Source organism: Xylanimonas protaetiae (assembly GCF_004135385.1).
GTDB classification, from domain to species: Bacteria; Actinomycetota; Actinomycetes; order Actinomycetales; family Cellulomonadaceae; genus Xylanimonas; species Xylanimonas protaetiae.
Genome location: NZ_CP035493.1, coordinates 2,716,163 through 2,742,256, shown reverse-complemented (window position 1 = coordinate 2,742,256; position 26,094 = coordinate 2,716,163). Strand labels below are relative to the sequence as shown.

Below are 26,094 nucleotides of genomic sequence, written 5' to 3'. Positions count from 1 at the left end.
GGGGGCGCCGCGGGCCGGGGCCCGCGCGGCCTCAGCGCGGCCGCTTCCGCTCCCAGAAGTCGAGCGTCTGCACCAGCCAGAAGACGACGAAGAAGAACAGCAGCACCCACTCGATCCAGAACAGCCGCGACGAGCCCTCCGCGGCGGGCACCGCCAGGAAGATCCCGACGACGGCCACGAGCGACAGGCCGAGAGCGACGGTCGAGACGAGGTAGAGCGCCGCCACGGGTGCCTTCACGGCCGGGTCCGGCCGGGTCCGCGCCCGCAGCGTGCGGGAGACGGCGACGACGAAGACGCCGCCGAACAGCCCGATCGCCGCGACGCCGTGAGCCCCGCGGACGAAGCCGTCCCGCGCCACGACGAACCAGACGAGCATCGCGACGTAGAACCCCACGGTGACGGCGAACCCGACGATCACGTGCGGCGCCGGCCCGCGCCCGCGGAGCACGGTCAGGGCCAGGAACACGGCGATGACCACGCCGCCCGCCACGAGGGTGGCGACGATGCTGGTGGCGATCCTGCCCTCGAACCCGCTCTGCCCCTGGCACCACGTGCGGTAGGGCGCCACGGCACCGCAGCTCGCCCAGTACGTCGGCACGAACCCCACCACGGGGGCGCACAGCCCGGACGCGTTGAGGCACGTCTCCTCGAAGCTCGTCTCGCCCTTGATGGCGATGAGGCAGATCCCGTAGCCCACCAGCACGGCGATGAACACGCTCTGCGCCGACGTGTACCAGTACGAGCTGATCGACCCCAGCGCGACGAAACCCTCGAGCTTGCCGTCCCAGGACAGCTCGCGCAGGTGCGCGTTCTCGAGGAACACGGCGACGGCCAGCAGCGCCGTGAGCGCGATGATCGCGACCCGCAGGCCCAGGTAGCTGATGAGCTCCGGGCTCGCCTCGTCCAGCGCCTTGGTGAGCCCGGAGCGCACGCCCGGCGCCGGTGCGTCGGCACCCGCCGTGGACCCGGTACGGACGTCGGCCGCGCCGTGCGTCGTCGAGGTGTCCATACCCACCAAGACACCACGACCGGCGGGCTGATACGTGCCGGGACGCGCCGCGCACTGCCGTCGTTCGCCGAGCCCTGAGGTCGGCGCAGGACCCAGGCACGACCGGTCATCGCGCGCCGGGCGCAAATAGACGGTGCCACCGGGTCCCCGCCTTCCTACGATCCCCACCATGAGCAACCCCGCGCCCGCCTGGCGCATCGTCGAAGTCCCCGCACCGCCCGTCGGCGCCGACTGGGAGTGGGAGTGGCGCTGGGTCTACCAGGGCTACTCCCGCATCCGGCAGGCCGTCGAGCTCGAGACCTGGGGGCACCACGACCGCTGGGCCCCGACCCCGATCCTCATGGCGTTCCTGGCCGACAACCCCTGGAAGCGCAACACCCTGGTCGCCGCCGTCCGCGACGACGCCGACGGCAGCGACCACACGGCCGTCCTCGGTGTCGCCGAGATCGGCCTGCCGCAGCAGGACGACGAGCACCTCGCGTTCGTCAGCGTCTCCGTGCACCCGGACCACCGCGCCCAGGGCATCGGCACGGCCCTCGCCGACGCGGCCGACACGTGGGTGGCCCGGACGGGCCGCACGGTCGCGGTCAGCTGGAGCGCGCACGCCCCCGAGCCCGATCCGGGTCCTGGCGTCGTCACGGCGCCGACCGGCTCCGGCCGCGTGGACACGACGGACGCGGCGGCGCGCTTCGCCCTCCGGCGCGGCTTCGCGCTCGAGCAGGTGGCCCGCGCGTCCACGCTGCCCGTGCCCGACACGACGTCCGACGTCGAGCAGCATCTCGCCGCGGCCGTTGCCGCCGCGGGGGACGACTACGTGGTGCACACGTGGAACCGCACCGTCCCGGCGGAGTTCCACGAGCGCCTCGCCGTGCTGTGGGCCCGGATGAGCACGGACGCCCCGCACGCCGCCGTCGAGACCGAGGCGCAGCAGTGGGACGCGGCCCGTGTCGCCGCGCACCTCGAGGAGCAGGCGCAGGCCCACCAGCAGGTGCTGCTCACGGCCGCCGAGCACGCCCCCACCGGCGCGCTCACGGCGTTCACGGAGCTGGCCCTCCCCGACTTCGACGAGGTCGACTTCGGCTTCCAGGGCGACACCCTGGTGATCTCCGACCACCGCGGCCGCCGTCTCGGCATGCTCGTCAAGGCCACGAACCTGCTCGCGATGATGGCCGACCGCCCCAAGATCCGCCGCATCCACACGTTCAACGCCGAGGAGAACACGTTCATGCTGTCGATCAACGTGGCCCTCGGGTTCCGCGGTGCGGGCGTCCTCGCGACGTGGCAGCGCCACGACGTGCCGGGGTCCGACGCCGCGGCGCGGTAGGCCCGCGGGCGCTACCGTCCGTCTCATGGACCGCCGTCGCGCCGCTGCCGTCGTCGTCGTCGCGCTCGGCGCTCTGCCGACCTCCGCCGGGTGCTCGGCGACGGCGTCGCCCGGGGCGGCGTCCTGCGTGGCCCCGGAGGTCTCGGCGCCCGCGGGCGCCGCGCCGGGCGCGCAGATCGAGGTGGACGGCCGGCACTTCTTCGACGACTGCTTCGACACCGGTCAGGCGGGCACCCCGGCGGGCACGACGGGCATGGAGCCGGTCCTGACGGTCGACGGCGTCCGCCACGACGTCGACCTCGTCGAGCCGCTCGACGCGGACGCCGAGGGCCGGTGGACGGTCCGGCTCGCCGTCCCCGGCGACCTCGCCCCGGGTGCGTCGCTCCGGGTCGGCGTCTCCGCGCACGGCATCGACTACCTCTCGGACGCGGTGTCGATCGTCGCGCCCTGAGCCGCCGTGGGGCTGCGGGGCCTCGCCGGTCGGCGGGCCCCGCAGCCCGGGCCCGTCCGCAGGTCGGGCGCCCGCAGGGTCAGTCGCCCGGCGAGCTCTCCCGCACGACGAGCCGGTGCGGGACAATGACGGTCTCGGGATCGTCCCGGCTCCCTTCGAGCCGTGCGGTCAGCCGCCGGAACGTCGTGCGCGCCAGGAGCGCCTTGTCGGGGCTGATGGTCGTCAGCGACGGGGCGGAGAACCTGCCGTCCTCGATGTCGTCGAAGCCGACGACGGCGACGTCGTCGGGCACGCGGACCTTCCGCTCGTACAGGGCGCGCATCGCCCCGAGCGCCAAGGGGTCGGAGAAGCAGAAGACCGCGTCCGGGCCGCGGTCGAGCAGCTCGTGCATCGCCCGGTAGCCCTCGGTCCGGGTGAACCCGCTGACATAGCCGACGAGCTCGGGGTCGGCCGGCACGTCCGCGCGCGCCAGCGCGTCCCGCCAGCCGTCGAGGCGCTGCGCGCTGGTGCCCCGGCCGGGCCGCTCGGCGCCGATCACGGCGATCCTCCGCCGGCCGGCGTCAACCAGGTGGGTCACCGCGTCGCGGGCCGCTGCCGCGCCGTCCACCATGACGTGGTCGAAGCCGGGGAACTCGTCCTCGCCGAGGAACACCACCGGGCTGTCGCGCGGGAAGAGGCCCACGTCACCCGGCCGGAGCGCGAGCGGGCTCAGGATCAGCCCGTCGAACAGGCCCCCGTGGGTGGTGCGCTCGATCCAGGCGAGCTCGCGGTTCCGGTCGCCCTCGGTCTGGTCGATCACGACGGTCAGGCCGTGGCGCGACCCCTCGCCGACGAGCGTGCGGGTGATGTCGGCGAAGTACGGGGTGTCCAGCTCGGGCAGCATGAGGCCAACGAGGCCGGACCTGCCCACCCGCAGGCTGCGGGCGAACTCGCTGGGGCGGTAGTCGAGCTGCTCGATCGCCCTGAGGACGCGCTCCCGCGTCCGGGGGGCGACGTGGGCGGCCCCGCTGACGACGTTCGAGACGGTGCGGACGGAGACGCCTGCGGCGACGGCGACGTCCCTGCGTGATCCCATGCAACTCCCTTGTCAGCGGCTCGGACGGAAGTCTGGCACAGACGCTTGACACCGGCCTAGTCCCCGAGGATGCTGAGCGGCGGGCGAAATGCATCGATGCAAAATCGCCTCCTGGCGACGCTTCCCTGGGGTCGTCGGGCGACCCACACGACGGAGTGACGAGGCCCGGCCCGGACGCAGGAGTCCGGGCGCAGACCTCGGAGAGGATCAAACCCATGAGGAAGGGACTCCTGAGTCTCGGCGCTGTCGCCGTGACTGCAGCGCTTGCCCTGGCGGGATGCAGCGGTCCGTCAGCCGGGAGCGCCCCCGGCGGCGGTGCCACCGCCGACGTGAACGAGGACGGCACCGTCAACAACCCCGAGAGCGTCAAGACCGACCCCGACAAGCTCGTCCTGTGGTCGCTGTTCTCCGGAGGCGACGGCGCCTGGATGGACAAGATCGTCGAGGAGTACAACGCGACGAACCCGAAGAAGCAGGTCCAGTCCGTGATGCTGGTCTGGGCGGACTACTACACGAAGCTCACGACCGCGGTCGCGACCGGCAACGGCCCCGACATCGGCATCTCCCACATGTCGAAGCTGCCCGAGCTGGTGGCCAAGGACGTCGTCGTCCCGATCGACGACTACACCTCGGCGGCGGGCACCGACTGGAGCGAGTACCCGAAGGCCTCCCAGGACGGCGTCTCGTTCGACGGCCAGCACTACGCGATCCCGCTGGACACCCACGCCGAGATCATGTACTTCAACAACGACCTCATCCAGAAGGCCGGCATCCAGCTCGACGCGAACGGCCAGCTCCCCGTCGCGAGCTCCGACGACCTGCTCGGCATCCTCAAGCAGCTCAAGGACTCCGTCGGCGCGGACGTCTCCCCGCTGGCGCTCCCCCAGCAGGGCGACGACCCCTACCGCGTCTGGTGGGCCACCTACTTCCAGATGGGCGGCGCCCCGCTGGTCTCCAGCGACGGCACGAAGATCACGATGGACCGTGCCACCGCCGTGAAGGCCGCCGACTTCCTCAAGGGCCTCTACGACGACGGGTACGTCCTGCCCGGCATCGAGGACCACCAGAAGCTGTTCCAGCAGGGCCAGGCCGCGATCATGTTCGGCGGGACCTGGGCGACGGGCGCCTTCGAGCAGAGCGACGGGCTGAGCTTCACGCCGCAGAACTTCCCGGCCCTGTTCGGCGGCAGCGACGCCGCCTGGGCGGACTCGCACACCCTGATCATCCCGGCGAACCCGAAGCGCTCCGACGAGGACACCCAGGCGGCCGTCGACTTCATCAACTGGGTCGCGTCGCAGGGCGGCCTGACCTGGGCCGGGTCGGGGCAGATCCCCGCCAACTCCCAGGTGACGTCCAACCAGGCCTACCTGGACATGCCCTTCCGCAGCAGCTACATGCACGAGAAGGACGTGGCGGTGCTGCCGTCGAGCAACGAGCACTTCTACGCGCTCAAGGACACCATCATCAAGAACCTCGACACGATCTGGGCCGGGCAGAGCGACTCCGGCACCGCGATCGACAACATGATCGCGGAGATGGGTTCGGACCTGCAGTAGTCACGCCGTTCCTCGGCGGTCACCCCACCCCTGCGGCCGGCCGCGCGCGCCATGGCGTGCGGCCGGCCCGGGCGACCCGTCCTCCGACCCGTCCTCGACCGGCAGCGTGGCCGGTGCGCACGAAAAGAGACCCAGGTGAAGTTGCTGAACCGGCGCGAGCTCGCGATCGCGGGCGCGCGGCAAGCACAGAGGCGCCCCGCGCGGAGACGCCGACCACAGAGCCACCAGACGACGTCGCGGAACCGGCGTGAGCTCACCACCGCGCTCGTGTTCATGGCGCCCTTCCTGCTGCTGTACACGGTGTTCACGATCTGGCCCGTGTTCCAGGCCATGTGGGTGAGCCTCAGCAAGTGGAGCCTGACCGGCTCCCAGGGCTTCGTCGGCCTCGCCAACTACGCCAAGGCGCTCGACGACAAGTACTTCTGGGCGGCGCTGGGCAACACGGTGAAGTTCACGATCATCACCGTGCCCACGATGATGGTCGTCGCCGTCCTGGTCGCCCTGCTGGCCAACCGCGCGAGCCGGGTCCGGGCGTTCGCCCGGTCGGCGTTCTACATCCCCAGCGTCCTGACCGTCTCGGTCATCTCGTACATCTCGCGGTTCATGGCGTCGCCCCACACGGGGTTCATCAACCACTTCCTCCACGACATCGGGCTCCTGCCGGCCGACGTCGAACCGCAATGGCTCCTCGGGCCACGCCTGGCGTGGGTCACGCTGGCGGGAACCACCGTGTGGTGGACGATCGGGTTCGCGATGCTGCTCTATCTCGCGGCGCTCCAGGAGATTCCCGACGACGTCTACGAGGCCGCGTCGATCGACGGCGCGAGCAAGGGACGGCAGCTCTTCTCGATCACGCTCCCGCTCATGTCCCGCACGCACTGGCTGGTGTTCCTGCTGCAGGTCATCGCGTGCTTCAAGGTCTTCGGCCAGGTGCAGCTGATCACGGGAGGCGGGCCGGCCGGCTCGACGACGTCGCTGGTTCTTTACATCTACCAGACGGGATTCGGGAAGGACAACCTCGGGTACGCCTCCGCCATGTCCTTCGCCCTGTTCCTCATATTGCTGGTCTTCTCGCTGCTCCAGCTGCGAGTCCAGACCCGAAGCGAGAAGTGACCATGAAGAAGCGACTCACTCCCGGCGGCGTCCTGCTGACCTTTGCGACCGTCGTCCTCGCCGTCACCTTCCTGGTGCCCGTCCTGTGGTCGCTGGCGGTCTCGCTGCACCACGAGGGGCAGACCATGTCGAACGTCTTCGACTGGTTCCTCCCGCCCTACACGCTCGAGAACTATCCGACGGTGCTCCTGCGGTCGGGCGTCTGGGTGTGGTTCGTCAACAGCCTCATCATCGCGATCGTCTCGACGGCGCTGACGCTGCTCGTCACCCCCATGGCCGCCTACGCGGTCGCCCGGATCAAGTTCAAGGGCGCCACGTTCTTCTACATCTTCATGATCCTCGGCCTCATGGTGCCGGGCGAGGCCACGATCACCTCGCTCTTCGTCACGGCCAACTGGATGCACCTCATCAACACGTACGCGGGCCTGATCCTCCCGGGGATCGCCGCGTCGATGAACTTCATCATCATCACGGCATTCATCAAGCAGCTGCCGAACGAGCTCACCGAGGCCGCCACGGTCGACGGCGCGGGCCATTGGCGCATCTACTGGAGCCTCGTCCTGCCGTTGTCGAAGACGATCCTCCTGACCGTCGGGATCCTCACCTTCACCGGGAGCTGGAACAACTATCTGTGGCCGTTGCTCGCGACGATGACGGCCGACATGTTCACGCTCCCCATCGGCATCCCGACGTTCGCCAGCACCTACACCGTCGACTATGTGCTGCCGATGACGGCGAACATGGTGGCGTCGCTGCCGATGATCGTGCTCTTCGTCATCTTCCAGCGCTACATCGTCAAGGGCGTCAGCCTCACCGGGATCAAGGGCTAGCCCGTGCGCGCCCCGCATCAGACCACGAACAGCAGTGCAGAAAGAGGTTGTGCAGTGAACGAGACCCCCAGGCCTGAGCACCCGCGCCCCCAGCTCGTCCGGGACGAGTGGGTGAACCTCAACGGGACGTGGGAGTTCGAGCTGGACCGCGGCGACTCCGGCATCGACCGCGGCCTGCTCGAGACGCCGTACGAGGGGCGGATCCTGGTGCCGTTCGCGCCCGAGTCGGCAGCCTCGGGCATCGGGAACCCCGACTTCCTCTCGGCGGTCTGGTACCGCCGGACCGTGCGGGTGCCGCAGACGTGGGCGGGGCGCGACGTGCTGCTCCACTTCGGCGCCGTCGACCACGACGCCACCGTGTGGGTCGACGGCCGGGAGGTCGCCCGGCACCGCGGCGGGTTCACGTCGTTCACCGCCGACCTGACCGGTCTCGTGCGGGCCGGGGACGAGTTCACCGTCGTCGTGCGGGCCCGGGACACTCGCGACGAACCGCAGGCGCGCGGCAAGCAGGCGACGTACTTCCACAACACGGAGTGCTTCTACACGCGCACGACCGGGATCTGGCAGACGGTCTGGATGGAGGCAGTGGCGCCCGCCCACGTGGCGGCCCTCCAGGTGGTCCCCCAGGTGGCGGACTCGACCTTCCGGGTCACCGCCGAGCTGTCGTCGCGCGCCGCCGGGCTGACGCTCGAGGCGGTGCTGCGCGACGGCGCCGGCGACATCGTGACGGCGAGCGTCCCGGTGCTGGAGCTCGCGCCGAGCCTCCGCCTGGAGGTTCCCGCCGACCGCGTCCGGCTCTGGTCGCCGCAGGACCCGCACCTCTACGACCTCACCGTGCGGCTCCTCGACGGCGGGGCGGTGGTCGACGAGGTTTCCTCCTACGCCGGCCTGCGGTCGGTCACGATCGACGGGAACCGGCTGCTGCTCAACGGGGAGCCGGTGTTCCAGCGGCTCGTCCTCGACCAGGGCTACTGGCCCGACACGCTCATGACGGCCCCGTCGGACGAGGCGCTGCGGCGCGACATCGAGCTGGGCATCGCGGCCGGGTTCAACGGGGCCCGCATCCACCAGCGCGTGGCGGAGGAGCGCTACCTCTACCACGCCGACCGGCTGGGCTACCTGGTCTGGGGCGAGTTCGGCGACTGGGGCGCGGGCGGTGCCGGCCCGCGCGGCGACAACCAGCGCCCGACGGCGTCGTTCGTCACGCAGTGGGTCGAGGCGGTGCGCCGCGACCGGAACCACCCGTCGATCGTCGGCTGGTGCCCCCTCAACGAGACCTGGCAGGCGCTGCACGACCGGATCACGCAGCTCGACGACGTGACCGTGGGCATGTACCTCGCCACGAAGGCGGCCGACCCGACCCGGCCGGTCATCGACGCCTCCGGGTACTCGCACCGCGTGCGGGGCGTCGACGTGTACGACAGCCACTGCTACGAGCAGGACCCGGACCGGTTCCGCGCGCTGATGTCGGGGCTGGCGGAGGGCACCCCGTACGTCAACCTCCACGACGGCGCGCAGATCTCCCTGCCCTACGAGGGCCAGCCCTACTTCGTGTCCGAGTACGGCGGCATCTGGTGGAACGAGGAGCTCGCGCAGCGCGCCCTGGCGCAGGACCCGACCCGGGCCGGCTCGTGGGGGTACGGCGAGCGGGTCCGGACGGCCGAGGAGTGGCACGAGCGCTTCGCGGGCCTGACGCGCGTGCTGCTCGACGACCCGCTCATGTTCGGCTACTGCTACACCCAGCTCACCGACACGTTCCAGGAGGAGAACGGCATCTACGACGCCGACCGGAACCCCAAGGTGGACATCGAGCGCGTCCGCGACGTCCAGGTCCAGCAGGCCGCGTACGAGAAGAGGGCGCAGGCGGCCGAGGACGCCGCGTGACACGTGCCCCACGGGCACCCCGCCTGGGGCTGACGGTGGGCGCGACGGTCGTGGCCGTCGCGCTCGCCGTCGGCGGCTGCACCGGCACGCAGCCCTCGGAGGCCGACGGCTGGCGGCGGGGCGCTCCCCCGCTGACCACGCCGTGGACCGACGAGGTGGGCCCCGGCGACGCGCTGCCCGAGTACCCGCGGCCCCAGCTGGCCCGGCCGACGGCCGCCGACCCGGACTGGCTCGACCTCAACGGCGTCTGGCAGTACGAGGCATGGGACGGGTCCGGCGCGATCCCCTTCGGCACCGACCTGCCCGGCACGATCCTCGTCCCGTACCCGGAGGAGTCGGCGCTCTCGGGTGTCCAGGAGCACGCCGACCACGCGCTGTACCGGACGACGGTGGAGGTCCCCGACCGCTACGTCGCCGACGGCGGCCGGGTGCGGCTCCACTTCGGCGCCGTCAGCCACGAGGCCACCGTCTACGTCAACGGCCGGCAGGTCGCGCAGCACGCCGGGGGCTACGACGCGTTCAGCGCCGACATCACGCCCGCGCTGCGCGCGACCGGGACGCAGGAGATCGTCGTCGCCGTGGACTCGCCCGTCGACGCCGCCGCCGTCCCCGTGGGCAAGCAGCGGCTCGAACCCGGCGGGATCTTCTACACGGCGTCCAGCGGCATCTGGCAGACCGTCTGGCTCGAACCCGTCCCCCCGGTCAGCATCGCGACGCTCGTCGCGACCCCCGACGTCGACACGTCCACCTTCACCACGACCGCGACCTTCCACGGCGACGCGGCGGGTGCCCGGCTCGCGATCGACGCCTACGCGGACGGGGTCAAGGTCGCCACCGCCTCGGGGCCCGCGGCGTCGGCGCTGACGCTGACCGTCCGCGAGCCGCGCCTGTGGACGCCCGACGACCCCTTCCTCTACACCTTCACGGCGACCCTGTCGGGCCCCGGCGTGCACGACGCGGTGGAGACCTACGCGGGCCTGCGCGAGATCGCCGTCGAGAACGTGGGCGGCAAGCAGCGCATCACCCTGAACCACGTCCCGACCTTCCTCCTCGCGACGCTCGACCAGGGCTTCTGGCCCGACGGCATCTACACCGCGCCCACCGACGACGCCCTGCGGTTCGACATCGAGAAGACCAAGGACCTGGGGTTCAACGCCATCCGCAAGCACGTCAAGGTCGAGCCCGCACGCTGGTACGCCTGGGCCGACCGGCTGGGCGTCCTGGTCTGGCAGGACATCCCGTCGATGCCGAACGGCAGGAACGACACCCTCACGCCGGGCGACCAGCAGGGCTTCCGCGCGGAGACGACGCGCATCGTCGACCAGCTCCGAGGCGTCACGTCGGTCATCGGCTGGGTCACCTTCAACGAGGGCTGGGGCCAGTGGTCCGTCCAGGCCGCGAGCGACCTCGCGGCCCAGGTCAAGGCCCAGGACCCGTCCCGGCTCGTCGACGCCGCCAGCGGGGTCAACTGCTGCGACGTCCCGACCGACTCGGGTGGCGGCGACGTCGTCGACTGGCACGTGTACCAGGGCCCCGCGCTGCCGAGCCCCGGCACGCGGCGCGCGGCGGTCGACGGCGAGCACGGCGGGCTCTCGCTGCCCGTCGACGGGCACGCGTGGCCGGGCGCCGACCTCAACCCCTACGGCGCGGTCCCCGACCGGGACGCCCTGACCGCCGGCTACGTCGCCAACACGACGGCCATGCTCCGCTCGGCCGCCGCCTACGGCATCTCGGGGTCGGTGTACACGCAGATCACGGACGTCGAGACCGAGCAGAACGGGCTCCTCACCTACGACCGCCGCGTCGTGAAGGTCGACGAGGACGCCGTCCGTGCCGTCAACCGCCAGACCATCGCCGCAGGGTCGCGGTAGCGAAGGAGCCACGATGCACGACACCTCCCGGCTGGTGGAGGCCCGCCTCGACCGGTTCGTCGACGAGCGCCTGACACCCGCCGTCTACCGCCGCACGACGCCGCTCACCGTCACCCGGTGGGAGGCGCCCGGGGAGCCGGTGCCGTTCGCCGACGCCGTCGCCCACCGGTTCGAGCCCTTCGGCGCCGGGCAGGCGTTCGGCCGGCCCTGGGGCACCACGTGGCTCCACGTCACCGGCACGGTGCCGGCGGGCTGGGAGGGCGGCGACCTCGAGCTCGTCTTCGACCTCGGCTTCACGGCGGCCGGGCCGGGCTTCCAGGCCGAGGCCACCGTCTACCGGCCGGACGGCGCGATCGTGAAGGGGATCCACCCGCGCAACCGGTACGTGCGCCTGAGCAGCCTCGGCGGCGTCGTCGACGCGTACCTCGAGGTCTCCTCGAACCCGAACATCGGGCACCGGGGCTTCGGGCCGACACCCCTGGGCGATCCCGCGACCGCCGGCGACGCTCCCCTCTACGGGCTCGCGCAGGCCGTGCTCGCGGAACGCGACGTGACGGTGTGGGAGCTCGCGGCGGACGTGTGGACGCTGCGCGGCCTGGTGCGCGAGCTCCCGGCGGACCAGCCGCGGCGCGCCTTCGTGCTGCGCGCGCTCGAGGACATGCTCGACGTCGTCGACCCGTTCGACGTCGCAGGGACCGCAGCTGCCGGGCGGCGGGCGCTGGCGGGCGTGCTGGCCCAGCCGGCGACCGCGAGCGCCCACCGGGTCGTGGCCACCGGGCACGCCCACATCGACTCGGCGTGGCTGTGGCCCCCACGCGAGACGGTGCGCAAGTGCGCCCGCACCTTCTCGAACGTGCTCGACCTCATGGACACCGACCCGGACCTGGTCTTCTCGTGCTCGTCGGCGCAGCAGCTCGCCTGGGTCCAGGAGGCCTACCCGGAGCTGTTCGAGCGGATCCGTGCCCGGGTCGCGGAGGGCCGGTTCGTCCCCGTCGGCGGCATGTGGGTCGAGTCGGACACGAACCTCCCCGGCGGGGAGGCGATGGCGCGGCAGTTCGTCGCCGGCCAGCGGTTCTTCCGCGAGGAGCTCGGCGTCGAGCCGCGCGAGGTGTGGCTGCCCGACTCGTTCGGGTACTCGGCCGCGCTGCCGCAGATCGCGAAGGCGGCGGGTGCTCGGTGGTTCCTCACGCAGAAGATCTCGTGGAACGACACCAACACGATGCCGCACCACACCTTCTGGTGGGAGGGCATCGACGGCACGCGGCTGTTCACCCACTTCCCGCCCGTCGACACCTACAACGCGGAGCTCTCGGGCGAGGAGCTGGCGCGCGCGGAGAGGCAGTACGCCGAGAAGGGCCGGGCCAGCGTCTCGCTCGTCCCGTTCGGCTGGGGGGACGGCGGTGGCGGCCCGACGCGCGAGATGCTCGCAGCGGCCGCGCGCACCCGCTCCCTCGAGGGGTCGCCGCGGGTGCGCGTCGGCAGCGCGGCGAGCTTCTTCGCCGACGCCGAGGCCGAGTACCCGGACCCGCCCGTGTGGAGCGGCGAGCTCTACCTGGAGCTCCACCGGGGCACGTACACGTCGCAGGCCCGCACCAAGCGGGGCAACCGCCGCAACGAGCACCTGCTGCGCGAGGCCGAGCTGTGGGCGACGACGGCGGCGCTGCGCGCCGGGGCGGCGTACCCGTACGACGACCTGGAGCGGCTGTGGCGCCTGATCCTGCTGCAGCAGTTCCACGACATCCTGCCCGGGTCGTCGATCGCGTGGGTGCACCGCGAGGCGGAGCGCAACCATGCGGCCGCGTCGGCGGAGCTCGAGGGACTGATCGGCGCGGCGGTGGCCGCCCTCGCTGCCGCCTCGCCGCCGGCGGGCGAGCGTGCGGGCGATGAGCCTTCGAGCGGCGAGCGTGCGGGCGGCGACCCAGCGGGCGGCGGCACGCCGCTGGCGTTCAACGCCGGGCCGTACGAGCTCGACGGCGTCCCGGCCTTCGGCGCGGGCCCGGTCGTGCGCGGGTCCGACGCCCGCGTCACCGCCACCGACGGCGGGTTCGTGCTCGCCAACGACCGCGTGCGCGTCGTCGTCGACGCCGACGGCCTGCTCACGTCCGTGCGCGACCTCGCCGCCGACCGCGACGTGCTGGCGCCGGGAGCCGCGGGCAACCTGCTCCAGCTCCACCGCGACACCCCGGCGCGCTGGGACGCGTGGGACGTCGACGCGCACTACCGGCGCTCGGCGACCGACCTGCGCGCGGCCGACGCCGTGACGCTCGACCTGGACACGCCCGCGAGGGTGGCCGTGCGGGTCCGGCGCACCTTCGGGAGCTCGACGGTCGAGCAGGTCGTGTCGCTGGACGCAGGCTCTCCGGCGGTCGACGTCGAGACCACCGTGGACTGGCACGAGCGCCAGCACCTGCTCAAGCTCGCGTTCCCCCTCGACGTGCACGCCGACCGGGCGACGTCCGAGATCCAGTTCGGGCACGTCCACCGGCCCACGCACGCCAACACGTCCTGGGACGCCGCCCGGTTCGAGACCGTCGCGCACCGCTGGGTGCACGTCGGCGAGCCGGGCTACGGCGTCGCCGTCGCCAACGACGCCACGTACGGCCACGACGTCACGCGGGCGGCCCGCGCCGACGGCACGACGACGACGGTGCGCCTGTCGCTCCTGCGCGCACCGCTGTTCCCCGACCCCGACGCCGACCAGGGCGTGCACACGCTGCGCTGCTCCGTCGTCGTGGGGGCGGGCATCGCGGACGCCGTGCGGGCGGGGTACCGGCTCAACCTGCCCGTCCGCGTCGTCGGGAGCGCCGCGCCGGTCGCGCCGCTGCTCACCGTGGACGACGACGCCGTCGTGGTCGAGGCCGTCAAGCTCGCCGAGGACCGCAGCGGCGACGTCGTCGTCCGCCTCTACGAGGCCCACGGCGGGCGGGCCACGGCCCGGGTCACGCCGTCGTTCGCGTACGCGGGCGTGACGGAGACCGACCTGCTGGAGCGGGCGGTGCCCGCACGCGCGCTCGCCGACGCGGACGGCGGACCGGACGGTGTCGTCGTGCTGTCGCTGCGGCCGTTCCAGCTCGTGACGCTGCGGTTCACCATGCTCCCCTAGCCCGCATCCGCCGCCCGCGGCTATCGTGGCCAGACGCCCGTGACGTGCGCCCGACCTCGCGTGACCTCCGCCTCCTGAGGAGCCGACGATGTCCCTGCCGGTGGTCATCGACCGCTCGCCCGACCCGGAGCTCCCGACCCCGGCGCCCCGACCTCCGTCGATCGCCGCGTGGGTCCGCGCGACGGGCAGCGCCCGGGTGGGAGCGCTGCTGCTGGTCGTCGGTACCGTGCTGGCGATCGTGTGGGCGAACGTCTCGCACGCCACGTACGAGAGCTTCTGGGGCACCCACCTCACCGTCGGCATGGGCGACCTGGGCCTCGACTTCACGCTGCACGCGATCGTCAACGACGCGCTCATGGCGATCTTCTTCTTCACGGTCGGTCTCGAGGTGCGCCGCGAGTTCGCCATCGGGGAGCTCACGAGCTGGTCGCGTGCGATGGTGCCGGTGGTCGCGGCGCTCTGCGGGCTCGCCCTCCCGGCGCTGCTGTTCGTGCTGGTCACCCGCGGCACGGGGTGGGAGGGCGCGTGGGGTGTCGTCATCTCGACCGACACCGCGTTCCTCGTGGGCGGGCTCGCGCTCGTCGGGCCGCGCGCCGCAGGGCGGCTGCGCGTGTTCCTCCTGGCCCTCGCCGTCGTCGACGACATCGGGGCCCTGACGATCATCGCGCTCGTCTACACCGACGACTTCCATCCGATGCCGCTGCTCGTCGCCGCCGTCGGCCTGGTCGCGATCTGGTTCGCCCGGTACGTCCCCTCGGGGCGCGGCCCGATCTACGCCACCCTGGCGATCGGCGTCTGGTTCGCGTTCCTCGCCTCGGGCGTGCACCCGACGCTCGCGGGCGTCGCCGTCGCGCTGCTGGTGCCCGTGTACCGGCCGAGCCGGCGCGACGTCGAGCACGCCCTCGCCCTGGCGCGCACGTTCCGGCAGTCGCCGAGCTCGCAGTACGCGCGTGCCGCGGCCAACAGCCTGCGCGAGTCCATCTCGATCAACGAGCGGCTGCAGTCCGCGTACGCGCCGTACGTCTCGTTCGTCATCCTGCCGCTGTTCGCCCTGGCCAACGCGGGCGTCCAGCTCTCCGGCGACGTGCTCGCCGCCGCGATGACGTCGCCGGTGACGTGGGGCATCGTCGTCGCGTTCGTGGTCGGCAAGCTCGTCGGCGTCCTCGGGAGCACGACGGCGGTGCGCGCCCTCGGCCTGGGCGACCTGGGTCCCGGGCTCACGACGGGGCGGCTCACCGGCGGCGCGGCACTGTGCGGGATCGGCTTCACGCTCGCGCTCTTCATCGTCGACCTCGCGATCGACGACCCCGCGGTGCAGAACGCCGCCCGGGTGGGCGTGCTCATCGCCTCGGTGCTCGCCTTCGCGCTGGCCGCCGCGATCTTCCGCGTCGTCGAGCGCTCGCAGGCCGACGCCGAGATCGGTCAGACCCTTGCCCGGCTCGTCGACCCCGAGGCCGACCACATCTACGGCCCGGTCGACGCGCCGCTCACGCTCGTCGAGTACGGCGACTTCCAGTGCGGCTTCTGCCTCAAGACCGCCGGCACCATCCAGGAGGTCGTGGCCGAGCTCGGCGGGCAGCTGCGGTACGTGTGGCGGCACGCGCCCCTGCTCAGCTACCACCCCAACGCCGTCGCCGCGGCGGAGGCCTCCGAGGCCGCCGCCCTGCAGGGCAGGTTCTTCGAGTTCGAGCGCGCCCTCTTCGCCGACCAGGAGCACCAGCAGCCCAGCGACATCCTGCGCAGGGCCGCCGAGATCGGCCTCGACGTCGTGCGCTTCGAGAAGGACCTCACCTCCCCCGAGGTCGCGGCGCGCGTGCGCGACGACATGCTCGACGCCGAGGCCATGGACATCACCGCGGTGCCGACGCTGTTCGTCAACGGCGTCCGGCACACGGGGCACCACGACGCCCGGTCGCTCGTCGAGGCGCTGCTCGCCACCCGGTAGCCCGGCGGGCGGACCCCGTCCGCAGACGGGCGCATCGCACAGGGTACGCACAGGGACCGCACAGGGCCCGCCGGGGTGCGGCCCGCACCATGGCCGCATGAACGGCACGACGACGTCCCCCTCCCCCGCACCGTCGGCCGGCGAGCAGCCCGCCCTGACCCGCCCCGACGGAAGCCCGCTGCGGGTCCTCGTGGTCGACGACGAGCCCCACCTCGCCGAGCTCCTGACCGCGGCGCTGCGGTACGAGGGGTGGCACGCACGCGCCGCCCTCGACGGGCGGGGCGCCCTGCGCGCCGTGCGCGACGACCGGCCCGACGTCGTCGTGCTGGACGTCATGCTCCCCGACCTGGACGGGCTGACGGTGCTGCGGCGCATCCGCGAGCAGGACACGCGGGTCCCCGTCCTGTTCCTCACCGCGCGCGACGCGGTCGAGGACCGCGTCGCCGGGCTGCTCGCGGGCGGCGACGACTACGTGACCAAGCCGTTCAGCCTGGAGGAGGTCGTCGCCCGCCTGCGCGCGCTGCTGCGCCGCGCCCGCACGACGGCCGCCGAGCAGGACGCGGCGCTGGTCGTCGGCGACCTGGTGCTGGACGAGGACGCCCGCGACGTGACGCGCGGGGGCGACCCGGTCACGCTCACCGCGACCGAGTTCGAGCTGCTGCGCTACCTCATGCGCAACCCGCGCCACGTCCTGTCGAAGGCGCAGATCCTGGACCGGGTGTGGCACTACGACTTCGGCGGCCAGGCGAACATCGTCGAGCTGTACATCTCGTACCTGCGCCGCAAGGTCGACAAGGGCCGGGCGCCCATGATCCACACCGTGCGCGGCGTCGGCTACATCCTCAAGCCCGGCGCGGACGTCGCGTGACGGCCCGCCGGACCCGCGGCTGGCCGCTGCGGCGCCAGCTCGTGCTCGTGCTGATCGCCGTCCTGCTGGTGTTCACCTCGGCCGTCGCGCTCGCCTCCACGCTCGCGCTGCGCGGCCAGCTGATCGGCCGGCTCGACGCGCAGCTCACGCACGCGGCGCAGCGCCTGGTCCAGCCGCCCCCGGCGACCGGGCCGTTCCGGCCCGGCGCGGGCGAGCCCGAGGCGGCGCGCCCGTCGGACCCGCCAGCCGGCACCCGCCCCGACGGTGGCGAGCGGGCGTTCGGCCCGTGGATCGGACAGGACGCGGGCACGGTCGTGCTGGTCTCCGCCGACGGCGAGGTACGCCGGGCCGGCTACCTCACCCAGCGCAACGCCTTCACCGAGCTGACGGACGAGCAGGTCGCGGACCTGCGGGCGGTGCCGCAGGACGGCCGCCAGCACGACGTGCGCGTCACGGGCCTGGGCGACTACCGCGCGACGGCGGTCGTCACGTCCGCCGGCGACCAGGCGGTCATCGCCCTGCCGACGTCACAGGTGACCGACACCGTGCGGCGCTACGTCCTCGTGGAGGCGGTCATCGGCGTCGTCGGGCTGGCGCTGACCGTCGCGGGCGGGACGTGGCTCGTGCGCCGCTCGCTGCGGCCGCTGGAGTCGGTGGCGTCCGCCGCCGGGCGCGTGTCCGAGATGGAGCTCGCGAGCGGCGTCGTCGCCCCGATCCCGCGCGTGGCGGACGCCGACACCGACGAGCGCACCGAGGCCGGGCTGGTCGGCGCCGCGCTCAACCGCATGATCGACAACGTCGAGGCGTCCCTCGCGGCCCGGCACGCCTCCGAGACGCACGTGCGCCAGTTCGTCGCGGACGCCTCCCACGAGCTGCGCACCCCGCTGGCGTCCATCCGCGGGTACGCGGAGCTCGTGCGCCACTCCCCCGACGTCGTGCCGCCGAGCACGGCCCAGGCCCTGCGGCGGATCGAGTCCGAGGCCGCGCGGATGGGCGCGCTCGTCGACGACCTGCTGCTCCTGGCCCGCCTCGACGCCGGCCGCCCCCTGGACCGCGCCCCGGTCGACCTGGCCCTGCTCGCCGTCGACGCCGTCGCCGACGCCCACGCCGCCGGACCCGACCACCGCTGGGAGCTGGACCTGCCCGGGCTCGACGACACCGACACCGACATCGACCCGACCGGCGACCTCGCGGACGACCTCGTGGTCCTCGGCGACGAGGCCAGGCTCCGGCAGGTGCTGACCAACCTGCTCGGCAACGCCCGGGTGCACACGCCCGCCGGGACACGCGTCGTCGTGGGCGTGCGCGCGGACGGCGCGGGCGACGTCGTCGTGTCGGTCCGCGACGACGGCCCCGGCATCCCGGCCCCGCTGCGGCCCACCCTGTTCCAGCGGTTCACCCGCGGCGACGCCGCCCGCACCCGCGCGGCCGGCTCCACCGGTCTGGGCCTGGCGATCGTGCAGTCGATCGTGGCCGCCCACGGCGGGAGCATCGACGTGGTCAGCCGCACCGCCGACGACGCCGTCCCGGGCGTCCGCCGCGGCACGACCGTCGAGGTGAGCCTGCCGACGGGCTCGGCTACGCCCGCCGAGCGGGCACCGGGCACGTCGGACGGTACGGTCCGAGGTCGCCCAGGTACGTCGCCCGCTCGGCCGGGGTCATCATCGGGTCACCCACCGCTCTCGGTGCGGGATCCCGCGCCCGACGGCCGGTAGCCAACCGCCGGCCCCCGTAGCCGCCCGCCGGACCCGAGCACGCGCGGGACGCGCCCAGCGCGTGCTCGGGTTGCGCGCTGCGGGCGCCCGCAGGACCGTAACCGAACTGGCACCAAGTCGGGCGCGGGACGGTCTTGACCGGGCAGGGCTTCCACGCTTCGATGCAAGAGACTTCCTGAGAGGCGCCCGAGCGTGCGCCGAACGGGGGTGACACCTGTCGCGCACTCAAGGGAGAGGCGATGGCACTGAGGGTCGGGCTGCTCGGGGCTGGGGCGGTGGCGCAGGCCATCCACCTCCCTACGCTCGCGCGGCTGGCCGACCGGGTCCGCGTGACCCAGGTGATGGACGTCGACACCGCCCTGGCGGCGGCGGTCGCCGCCCCGCTGGGCGCAACGGTCACCGGCAGCGTGCCGGAGCTGCTCGCGGGCGGGATCGACGTCGCGGTGATCTGCTCGCCCGACCGGTTCCACGCCGACCACGTCGAGGCGCTCTGCGCCGCGGGCGTGCGCGGCATCCTGGCGGAGAAGCCGCTGGCCACGTCGCGCGCCGAGGCCGAGCGGGTGGCGGCGGCGGTGACCGCGTCGGGTGCCGCGCTCGTGCTGGGCGCGATGCACACGTTCGACCCCGCGTGGCTGGCCGCGTCGGCAGCGTTCGCCGACCCGGGCCCGTTCCACGTCCGCTCGGCGATCTACCTGCCGGCGAACGCGCGCTTCGAGGACATGGCCACCACCATGGTGCGGCCCGCGCCGGGCGCGCCCCGGCGGACGTCGGAGGCGGAGGCGCTGCGCGCCGGGGTGCTCGGCCTGGCGATCCACGACCTGCCGCTGGTGCGCCGCTTCCTGCCCCGGATCGACCGCGTGGAGGTCGCCGCCCGGGTCGAGCCGTGGGGCTACGTGATCACCGCCTCCGGCCCCGACGGCACGGTCGAGCTCCTGGCCCGCACCGGCGGCACCTGGCAGCCGGACTGGACGCTGACGGTCTGGGGCCGGCAGACCGAGCTCGAGGTGGCGTTCCCGCCGTCGTACGTGCACGCCGGCTCGGCCGTCGCCACGCTCCAGGGGCCGGACGGCGTCACCACGTGGGGGCCCTACGCCGCCGACGGGTACCTCGCGGAGTGGGAGGAGCTGCTCGCGGTCCTGGGTGGCGCCCGGCCGCGCCAGCCGCTCGACGTGCTGCTCGACGACCTCGACCACGCGCTCACGCTCGCGGACCTGGCGGTCGACGCCGTCGACCGGGCGTGGGAGGCGGCATGACCGCGCCGACGCCCCCGCTGGGCCTGCGGGCGCTCCCGGCCGCCACGCCCGACCTCCGGGCGGCGCTCGGCACCGTCCCGGGTCTCTTCCGGCTCACCGACGACCCCGCCGCGGCGGTGACCTGGCTGACGACAGGCGACGAGGGCTGGGCGCCGCGTGCCGACGCCGCGCTGGCCGCCGGCGCGCGGCTCGTGGTGCTCGACACCGACCAGCCGGTCACGCCGGACGACGTCGCACGGCTCGGCGGGCGACCGGTGGTGCTGCTCGGCGCCTGGACGCACGCGCCCCAGCTGCGCGCGCTGGCGCAGGCGCTGCCCGGGCTGGGCGCGGCCGACCTCGTCGACCTGCTGGTGGTCGACGGCTCGGACGACGCGCCGGCACCCGAGGCGGCGCTGTGGGGGGCGACGTCGATGCTCGCCGCCGTCGGCCTCGGCCTCGACTCCGTCCCCCGGGTGACCAGCGCCGATCACGTCGTGACGGCGGACGCGACGGCCCGCACGGCGCGGGTGCACGTGACCTGCGTGCACCGCCCGGGGGCCGCGGCGCGCGCCTCGCTGAAGGTCTTCACGCCGGAGGGAAGTGTGGAGGCGACTCTGGGAGACCCCGGGGTCGCAGCACCCGGACGGGTGCTGGTGGTCACGGCCGACAGCGGCTCGCTGACCGGCACCGCGTACGAGACGCCCCGCCGCGTGGCGTTGCACGACGCCCACGCCGCCCTCGCCCGGCCGGGCTCCTCACCCCCGCCCGGCCTGCTCGACACGCACGCCCACACGGCCCGGCTGCTCAGCGAGGTCTCGTGGGCGCCCGGAACGGCAGTCACGTCCCACCCACTGGAAGGAACACGATGAGCATCCACCGCAGGTCACTCGCCCTCGCCTCCCTGGCGGCTATCAGCGTCGTCGGCCTCGCGGCCTGCGGTCCGTCGTCGCCCGAGGCCGAAGGCGACGACGGGTCCGTGACCCTCGAGTTCTGGGACATGTCCTGGGGCCCGGCCGGCCAGTACGACGTCAAGGCACAGGAGCTGGTCGACAAGTTCGAGGAGGAGAACCCCGGCATCAAGGTCAACTACACCTTGAACACCTGGGACAACTGGTACCAGACGTTCGCCCAGGCCGTGGCGTCGGGCACCGCGCCCGACGTGTCCACCGGCGGCGGCTTCCAGCCGTTCGGCCTCCAGCAGGACGCCGACGCGATCCTGCCGCTGAACCCGCTGATCGAGAAGTGGCAGGAGGACGGCACCGCGGACGACTTCACCGCGGGCAGCCTCGACTACTACAAGGACGCCGACGGCAACTACCTCGCCGTCCCGTGGGCCACCGACATCCGCGTCTGGTACTACCGCACCGACCTGCTCGAGCAGGCGGGCGTCCCGGTGCCCACCACGTACGACGAGCTCAAGACCGCCTGCGAGGCCGTGCACGGCCTCGGCGGCGACATCTACGGCATCGCCGACGGCGGCACCCCGCACTGGACGTTCATGCAGGGCATCGCCAACGGTGCCGGCATGTTCGACAAGTCCGGCGACGCGCAGCTCACGACCAACCCGAAGGAGCTCGCCGCACTGGAGTACATCGCGTCCATGGGCCAGGGCGGGTCCGGCTGCATCAACCCGTCCGCCACGACCATCACGCAGGACGACGCCATCTCCCTGTTCGACCAGGGCAAGGCGGCGTTCGTGATGGACTCCCCGTCGTTCGGGCCGCACATCTCCCCGGAGACCCAGAAGGTCACCAAGGTGCTGCCGCCGCTCGCGAACGCCGACGGCCAGAAGCTCGGCCTGTACTTCGTCAACGGGATCATGGCCTACAAGCAGACCGAGCACCCCGACGAAGCCATGAAGTTCATCGAGTACTGGTCCGGCGTCGGCGACCAGCTCATGCTGGCCGGCGCCTCCGGCGTCTCGCCGCGCGAGTCCCTCGACTCCAACCCGGCCTTCGACGACGCCTTCCTCTACCGCGAGTCGGCCGAGGCGTGGGGCGCCCCGGTGGGCCAGCCGCTGTTCGCCCAGGCCCCGAACGGCTTCGCGGCCCTGAACACCATCGACGGCGACCCGACCATGCTCGACCTGGAGCGGTCGCTGTTCGCGGGTGACGACGTGAAGACCGCCGCCGAAGCAGCCCAGACCAAGGTCCAGGGCTTCGTCGACGCCGGCAAGTGAGACGGGGCCGGCCGGTCCGCCGGCCGGCCTCGACAGACGATCGAAGGAGACACATGGCAGCCACCGGGCCGCTGGCCGCTGACCGGGCGCTCGCAGGCCCCCGGCCTGCCGGGACGCGCAGACGCTCCCGCTCCAGGACCGACCTGCAGACCAGGCGCGACAGGATGTTCTCCATCAACCTGGCGCTGCCGTCCATCCTCCTGCTGGGCTTCGCCCAGATCTGGCCGATGATCCAGGGCATCACGTACAGCTTCCAGAAGGGCGTGATGGCCAAGCCCTCGCAGGGCTGGGTCGGGCTGGAGAACTACCGCACGGTCCTGAGAGACCCGGCGTTCTGGGACGCCGTCCAGTTCACGATCGTGTTCACGATCGGCGGCGTGGTGCTGTCCTACGTGCTCGGCCTGGTGCTGGCGCTGGCGCTGGTCCGCAACATCCCGATGCGGGGCTTCATCCGCGTCGGCCTGATCCTGCCGTGGGTGGTGCCGCCGATCGTCGGCATGAACTCCTGGCGGTGGATGCTGCAGGACCAGGCCGGCGCGGTCAACCAGGTCATCACGTTCTTCGGCGGCCAGCCGATCTTCTTCTTCAACGATCCCGACATGACCGTGGTCGCGGTCATCATCGCCAAGGCGTGGCGGTCGTTCCCGTTCATGCTGGTCTCGCTGATGGCCACGCTCTCGTCCCTGGACGACAACATCCTGGAGGCCGCGTCCATCGACGGCGCGAACGCCTGGAAGAAGTTCTGGAGCATCACGTTCCCGCAGATCCTGCCGATGAGCGCGATCCTGTGGGTGCTGATGACCATCTGGTCGGTCAACGACTACGAGACGCCCTACCTGCTGACCAACAACTCGGCCAACGCCCGCAACATGATGATCTACACCTTCGACACGTCGATCTTCGGCCTCAACGGGCTCGGGGTCGGCTCGGCCTCGGCGGTGATCACCCTCGCGGTGCTGGGTGTGCTCGCGTACTTCATGCTCAAGCTGCAGAAGGCAGGGGGGAACGAAGGATGAGCACGTCCACGATGCCCGCGACCGCCGCCGGGACGGTGGTCGACACCCACCGCGCCCGGGCCAACCGCCGGCGCGTCCTCACCTGGGGCAAGGCCGTCGTGCTGCTGCTGGTCATGCTCGTGATCAACATGCCGCTGATCCTGACCGCCGTGAACTCGTTCCGGCCCCGGCTCGACATCATGGCCGGGTCCACCCTCATGCCCGAACGGGTCACGCTGGACAACTACCGGGCCGTGATCGGCACCACCCACTATCCGGAGTGGTTCCTCAACTCCGTGTGGGTCTCCCTCGTCGCCACCGCGGTCGTGCTGGTCGCCTCGGGCCTGGCGGGCTACTCGCTGTCGCGGTACCGGACGCGGGTCAACTCGGTCTACTCGAACATGCTCATGGTGTTCCAGCTGTTCCCGCTCGTGCTGTCGATCGTCGGCCTCATGGTGCTCTTCGTCTCCGTCGGCCTCACCAAGACGTTCGTCCCGGCGATCGTGCTGTACATCGTGATGGCGCTGCCGTTCTGCACGTGGATGTTCAAGGGGTTCTTCGACTCCATCCCCCGCGAGCTCGAGGAAGCCGCGCGGGTGGACGGGTGCTCGTCGTTCCGCGCGATGATCTCGGTCGTCGTCCCGCTCGCCGGACCCGGTGCCGCCGCGGTGGCGATCTACGCGTTCCTCCTCGCGTACAACGAGTACATGGTCGCGTCGGCGTTCCTGAAGAACCCGGCGTCGCTCAACACGATCTCGATCGGCCTGCGGTCGTTCTTCCAGCAGAACACCACCGAGTGGGGCCAGATGCTCGCGGCCTCGACGCTCGCGGTGCTGCCGCCGCTGGTGCTGTTCCTGCTGGTGCAGAAGTGGATGATCCGGGGCATGGCGGCGGGAGCGGTGAAGGGCTGACGCGGCCGGCATCCGTCGTCACCCTGCTGCGAGGAACACCGATGAGAGCCCTGATCGTCGTCGAGACCTGCTTCGGCAACACGGAGCAGGTCGCCCACGCCATCGCCGCAGGGCTGCGTTCCCGCGGTGCCGACGTCGAGGTCGCCGCGGCGGTCGACGCCGACGACGTCCTGGGACGCGATCTCCTCGTCGTCGGCTCGCCCACGCACAGCATGGGCCTGCCCGGGGCGGCCACCCGGCGGCAGGCCCGGGCGCAGGGCGGCCACCCGCACGACACCGGCGTCTCCGAGTGGCTGGACACCCTCCCGCGTCTCGACGGGCAGCGCGTCGTCGCGTTCGCCACCGTCACCGGAGGGTTCTTCTCCGGGTCCGCCGCCAAGGCCATCGAGAGGCGGCTCCGCAAGCTCTCCGCCGCCGTCGCCGCACGCGAGGACTTCCGTGTGACGGGTGTCGAAGGGCCCCTCGTCGACGGGGAGCTCGAGCGCGCGACCCGGTGGGGCGCGTCCCTCGCCTGACTCTGACTCTTCTCGACCGCTCGGCGCGTCCGGATCGCGAGACGGCAGCCGCCTGCCGGAGCGGCGCACCGGTCCCGGACGTAGCGTCCGAACCGTGCCGCTCCTGCGGCCCGCCGGACACCGTCGTACCGAAGGGGTGAAGAATGTCGGTGCTGAAGGAAGTGCTCGCCGCCAACGCCGCCTACGCCGCAGACTTCGGCGAGAAGGGCACCCTCGCCCTCCCGCCCGCGCGCGGGTTCGCGATCCTGACCTGCATGGACGCCCGGCTCGACCCGGCCCGGTACGCGGGGCTCGCGGAGGGCGACGCGCACGTCATCCGCAACGCCGGCGGCCGTGCGTCCGACGACGCGATCCGCTCGCTGGTCATCTCCTACAAGCTCCTCGGCACCCGCGAGTGGTTCGTCGTCCACCACACCAACTGCGGCATGGAGTTCTTCACCGACGACGTCATGCGCGGGCTGCTGGCCACCAGCCTCGAGACGGCCGAGCTCGGCCCGGACGGCTTCTACGACGTGGGCGCGGGGCCCGGCTCCGCCGAGGGCCAGTACATCGACTGGCTGACCATCTCCGACCAGGCACGCAGCGTCACCGACGACGTGCGGCGGATCAAGGCCCACCCGCTCGTCCCCGCGCGCATCCCCGTCTACGGGTACGTGTACGACGTCGCCACCGGCCGGCTCGTCGAGGTCCCGGAGGCGACCGCGGCCGGCGCGGCGACCTGAGGCCGACCCGCGTGGCGGGTCCGCCACTGGGACGCCGGTTCCCGCAGAGGACGGTGGTGAGCTCGGTCGGCACGCTCGTGTGGCGCTCCACGACGACCGCTGCCATCGGCGAGCTGTTGGGCGGCGTCGTGTTCAGGCGCTTCATCCTGGCGCGGGTGAACTTCGCACCCTCGCCGCGCTGACGTCGGGCACGGAACCGATCCTGGTGAGCAGGTCGGGCTCGTGCGGCTCGAGGCGGATCGGTGCGAGTTCGGGCTGATGAGGTGACGGCAGTGCTGGGAGGTCTGACCTTCGGATCCGCCGAGGTCATCGCGACACTGGCCCTGGTCGCGTCCGTGGCGTCGCTCTTCATCTCGTGGCGGAGCCAGCACCACAGTGCGAAGATCACGACCTACCGAAGCGCGACCGACCTGACTCTCGACATCGACCACCAGTTCCTGGAGCACCCGGAGCTCCGGAGGTACTTCTACAAGAGCGCGGAGCCCGCGGAGGGTGACGTCTCGAGCGTCGAGGCGATGTCAGAGCTCATGCTCGACTGCTTCGAGTGCATCTGGGACCTTCGGAAGACGTACTCGCCGAGCGACCGTCGGTCCTGGGGCCGGTACATCCTGGACATGCTCGACACCTCCCCTGCGATGAAGGAGATGTGCGAGGAGCGCCTGGACGACGGCTGGTACCCCGCCCTCTACCGGCTGCACCAGGCCAAGGAGAAGCACCAGTTCGAGCCGCGAAAGGTACGGCTGCGGTCATGGGTCCGCCGCTGGCGCGCTACCGTGGGGATCCGCTGACTCGACGG

22 protein-coding genes are annotated in these 26,094 nt (G+C 72.4%); 20 read left to right on the top strand and 2 right to left on the bottom strand.

The window, feature by feature from the left end; all coding sequences use genetic code 11:
- Positions 1-31: 31 nt before the first annotated feature.
- Complete coding sequence (locus ET471_RS12655) at positions 32-1,009, bottom strand: hypothetical protein (RefSeq protein ID WP_129188833.1); 978 nt, start codon at positions 1,007-1,009, stop codon at positions 32-34.
- A 169-nt stretch (positions 1,010-1,178) separates the two neighbouring features.
- Between ET471_RS12655 and ET471_RS12650 the strand changes: the two genes are divergently transcribed.
- Both ET471_RS12650 and ET471_RS12645 read left to right on the top strand, forming a co-directional pair.
- Complete coding sequence (locus tag ET471_RS12650) at positions 1,179-2,333, top strand: GNAT family N-acetyltransferase (protein WP_129188831.1); 1,155 nt, start codon at positions 1,179-1,181, stop codon at positions 2,331-2,333.
- Positions 2,334-2,358: 25 nt separating this feature from the next.
- On the top strand, positions 2,359-2,784 hold the full coding sequence (locus ET471_RS12645; protein ID WP_129188829.1) for a hypothetical protein: 426 nt from the start codon (positions 2,359-2,361) through the stop codon (positions 2,782-2,784).
- Positions 2,785-2,863: 79 nt separating this feature from the next.
- Here ET471_RS12645 and ET471_RS12640 read toward each other — a convergent pair whose 3' ends face one another.
- On the bottom strand, positions 2,864-3,859 hold the full coding sequence (locus ET471_RS12640; protein WP_129188827.1) for a LacI family DNA-binding transcriptional regulator: 996 nt from the start codon (positions 3,857-3,859) through the stop codon (positions 2,864-2,866).
- Positions 3,860-4,074: 215 nt separating this feature from the next.
- Here ET471_RS12640 and ET471_RS12635 point away from each other — a divergent pair, with 215 nt between their 5' ends.
- From ET471_RS12635 to ET471_RS12555, 18 genes are all read left to right on the top strand, one after another.
- Positions 4,075-5,415 (top strand): extracellular solute-binding protein, encoded by a 1,341-nt coding sequence (locus tag ET471_RS12635; RefSeq protein WP_129188825.1) that lies wholly within the window; start codon positions 4,075-4,077, stop codon positions 5,413-5,415.
- 135 nt (positions 5,416-5,550) lie between these two features.
- Positions 5,551-6,528 carry a carbohydrate ABC transporter permease gene (locus ET471_RS12630; RefSeq protein ID WP_207207266.1) on the top strand — a complete coding sequence of 326 codons (978 nt, stop codon included), beginning with the start codon at positions 5,551-5,553 and terminating at the stop codon, positions 6,526-6,528.
- 2 nt (positions 6,529-6,530) lie between these two features.
- Complete coding sequence (locus ET471_RS12625) at positions 6,531-7,358, top strand: carbohydrate ABC transporter permease (RefSeq protein ID WP_129188823.1); 828 nt, start codon at positions 6,531-6,533, stop codon at positions 7,356-7,358.
- Between the two features lie 54 nt (positions 7,359-7,412).
- A complete protein-coding gene (locus ET471_RS12620) occupies positions 7,413-9,242 on the top strand; it encodes a glycoside hydrolase family 2 protein (protein ID WP_129188821.1) in 1,830 nt (609 codons plus the stop codon).
- Positions 9,239-11,113 carry a glycoside hydrolase family 2 protein gene (locus ET471_RS12615; protein WP_129188819.1) on the top strand — a complete coding sequence of 625 codons (1,875 nt, stop codon included), beginning with the start codon at positions 9,239-9,241 and terminating at the stop codon, positions 11,111-11,113. The genes ET471_RS12620 and ET471_RS12615 overlap by 4 nt, the downstream gene beginning before the upstream one ends.
- Before the next feature lie 13 nt (positions 11,114-11,126).
- Complete coding sequence (locus tag ET471_RS12610) at positions 11,127-14,216, top strand: alpha-mannosidase (RefSeq protein ID WP_129188817.1); 3,090 nt, start codon at positions 11,127-11,129, stop codon at positions 14,214-14,216.
- 88 nt (positions 14,217-14,304) lie between these two features.
- Positions 14,305-16,161, top strand: a complete 1,857-nt coding sequence (nhaA, locus tag ET471_RS12605) for a Na+/H+ antiporter NhaA (protein WP_129188815.1) — start codon at positions 14,305-14,307, stop codon at positions 16,159-16,161.
- 97 nt (positions 16,162-16,258) lie between these two features.
- Positions 16,259-17,029: a response regulator transcription factor gene (locus ET471_RS12600; RefSeq protein ID WP_129188813.1), complete on the top strand. Its 771-nt coding sequence runs from the start codon at positions 16,259-16,261 to the stop codon at positions 17,027-17,029.
- Positions 17,026-18,744, top strand: a complete 1,719-nt coding sequence (locus ET471_RS12595) for a sensor histidine kinase (RefSeq protein WP_129188811.1) — start codon at positions 17,026-17,028, stop codon at positions 18,742-18,744. Before ET471_RS12600 ends, ET471_RS12595 begins: the two co-directional genes overlap by 4 nt.
- Before the next feature lie 239 nt (positions 18,745-18,983).
- Positions 18,984-19,997: a Gfo/Idh/MocA family oxidoreductase gene (locus tag ET471_RS12590; RefSeq protein ID WP_129188809.1), complete on the top strand. Its 1,014-nt coding sequence runs from the start codon at positions 18,984-18,986 to the stop codon at positions 19,995-19,997.
- Positions 19,994-20,845: a hypothetical protein gene (locus ET471_RS12585; protein ID WP_129188807.1), complete on the top strand. Its 852-nt coding sequence runs from the start codon at positions 19,994-19,996 to the stop codon at positions 20,843-20,845. The genes ET471_RS12590 and ET471_RS12585 overlap by 4 nt, the downstream gene beginning before the upstream one ends.
- Positions 20,842-22,155, top strand: a complete 1,314-nt coding sequence (locus ET471_RS12580) for an ABC transporter substrate-binding protein (RefSeq protein WP_129188805.1) — start codon at positions 20,842-20,844, stop codon at positions 22,153-22,155. Before ET471_RS12585 ends, ET471_RS12580 begins: the two co-directional genes overlap by 4 nt.
- A gap of 164 nt (positions 22,156-22,319) precedes the next feature.
- Positions 22,320-23,171 carry a carbohydrate ABC transporter permease gene (locus ET471_RS12575; protein WP_165350487.1) on the top strand — a complete coding sequence of 284 codons (852 nt, stop codon included), beginning with the start codon at positions 22,320-22,322 and terminating at the stop codon, positions 23,169-23,171.
- A complete protein-coding gene (locus tag ET471_RS12570; RefSeq protein ID WP_129188801.1) occupies positions 23,168-24,061 on the top strand; it encodes a carbohydrate ABC transporter permease in 894 nt (297 codons plus the stop codon). Before ET471_RS12575 ends, ET471_RS12570 begins: the two co-directional genes overlap by 4 nt.
- A gap of 41 nt (positions 24,062-24,102) precedes the next feature.
- Positions 24,103-24,576 (top strand): flavodoxin family protein, encoded by a 474-nt coding sequence (locus tag ET471_RS12565; RefSeq protein WP_129188799.1) that lies wholly within the window; start codon positions 24,103-24,105, stop codon positions 24,574-24,576.
- 143 nt (positions 24,577-24,719) lie between these two features.
- Positions 24,720-25,298, top strand: coding sequence for a beta-class carbonic anhydrase (locus ET471_RS12560; protein WP_129188797.1), 579 nt, complete (start codon positions 24,720-24,722; stop codon positions 25,296-25,298).
- 56 nt (positions 25,299-25,354) lie between these two features.
- Positions 25,355-25,480 carry a hypothetical protein gene (locus tag ET471_RS18860; protein ID WP_280949865.1) on the top strand — a complete coding sequence of 42 codons (126 nt, stop codon included), beginning with the start codon at positions 25,355-25,357 and terminating at the stop codon, positions 25,478-25,480.
- Between the two features lie 90 nt (positions 25,481-25,570).
- Positions 25,571-26,086, top strand: a complete 516-nt coding sequence (locus ET471_RS12555; RefSeq protein WP_129188795.1) for a hypothetical protein — start codon at positions 25,571-25,573, stop codon at positions 26,084-26,086.
- The last annotated feature ends 8 nt before the right edge of the window (positions 26,087-26,094 follow it).

Excerpts from the sequence above, each read along its gene's own strand:
- ET471_RS12580 (WP_129188805.1), top strand. The coding sequence starts at position 20,842 with ATGAGCATCCACCGCAGGTCACTCGCCCTCGCCTCCCTGGCGGCTATC.
- ET471_RS12570 (WP_129188801.1), top strand. The coding sequence starts at position 23,168 with ATGAGCACGTCCACGATGCCCGCGACCGCCGCCGGGACGGTGGTCGAC.
- ET471_RS12610 (WP_129188817.1), top strand. The coding sequence starts at position 11,127 with ATGCACGACACCTCCCGGCTGGTGGAGGCCCGCCTCGACCGGTTCGTC.
- ET471_RS12565 (WP_129188799.1), top strand. The coding sequence starts at position 24,103 with ATGAGAGCCCTGATCGTCGTCGAGACCTGCTTCGGCAACACGGAGCAG.
- ET471_RS12655 (WP_129188833.1), bottom strand. The coding sequence starts at position 1,009 with ATGGACACCTCGACGACGCACGGCGCGGCCGACGTCCGTACCGGGTCC.
- nhaA (WP_129188815.1), top strand. The coding sequence starts at position 14,305 with ATGTCCCTGCCGGTGGTCATCGACCGCTCGCCCGACCCGGAGCTCCCG.
- ET471_RS12625 (WP_129188823.1), top strand. The coding sequence starts at position 6,531 with ATGAAGAAGCGACTCACTCCCGGCGGCGTCCTGCTGACCTTTGCGACC.
- ET471_RS12640 (WP_129188827.1), bottom strand. The coding sequence starts at position 3,859 with ATGGGATCACGCAGGGACGTCGCCGTCGCCGCAGGCGTCTCCGTCCGC.
- ET471_RS12600 (WP_129188813.1), top strand. The coding sequence starts at position 16,259 with ATGAACGGCACGACGACGTCCCCCTCCCCCGCACCGTCGGCCGGCGAG.
- ET471_RS12635 (WP_129188825.1), top strand. The coding sequence starts at position 4,075 with ATGAGGAAGGGACTCCTGAGTCTCGGCGCTGTCGCCGTGACTGCAGCG.
- ET471_RS12560 (WP_129188797.1), top strand. The coding sequence starts at position 24,720 with ATGTCGGTGCTGAAGGAAGTGCTCGCCGCCAACGCCGCCTACGCCGCA.
- ET471_RS12645 (WP_129188829.1), top strand. The coding sequence starts at position 2,359 with ATGGACCGCCGTCGCGCCGCTGCCGTCGTCGTCGTCGCGCTCGGCGCT.
- ET471_RS12650 (WP_129188831.1), top strand. The coding sequence starts at position 1,179 with ATGAGCAACCCCGCGCCCGCCTGGCGCATCGTCGAAGTCCCCGCACCG.
- ET471_RS12575 (WP_165350487.1), top strand. The coding sequence starts at position 22,320 with ATGTTCTCCATCAACCTGGCGCTGCCGTCCATCCTCCTGCTGGGCTTC.
- ET471_RS12590 (WP_129188809.1), top strand. The coding sequence starts at position 18,984 with ATGGCACTGAGGGTCGGGCTGCTCGGGGCTGGGGCGGTGGCGCAGGCC.
- ET471_RS12585 (WP_129188807.1), top strand. The coding sequence starts at position 19,994 with ATGACCGCGCCGACGCCCCCGCTGGGCCTGCGGGCGCTCCCGGCCGCC.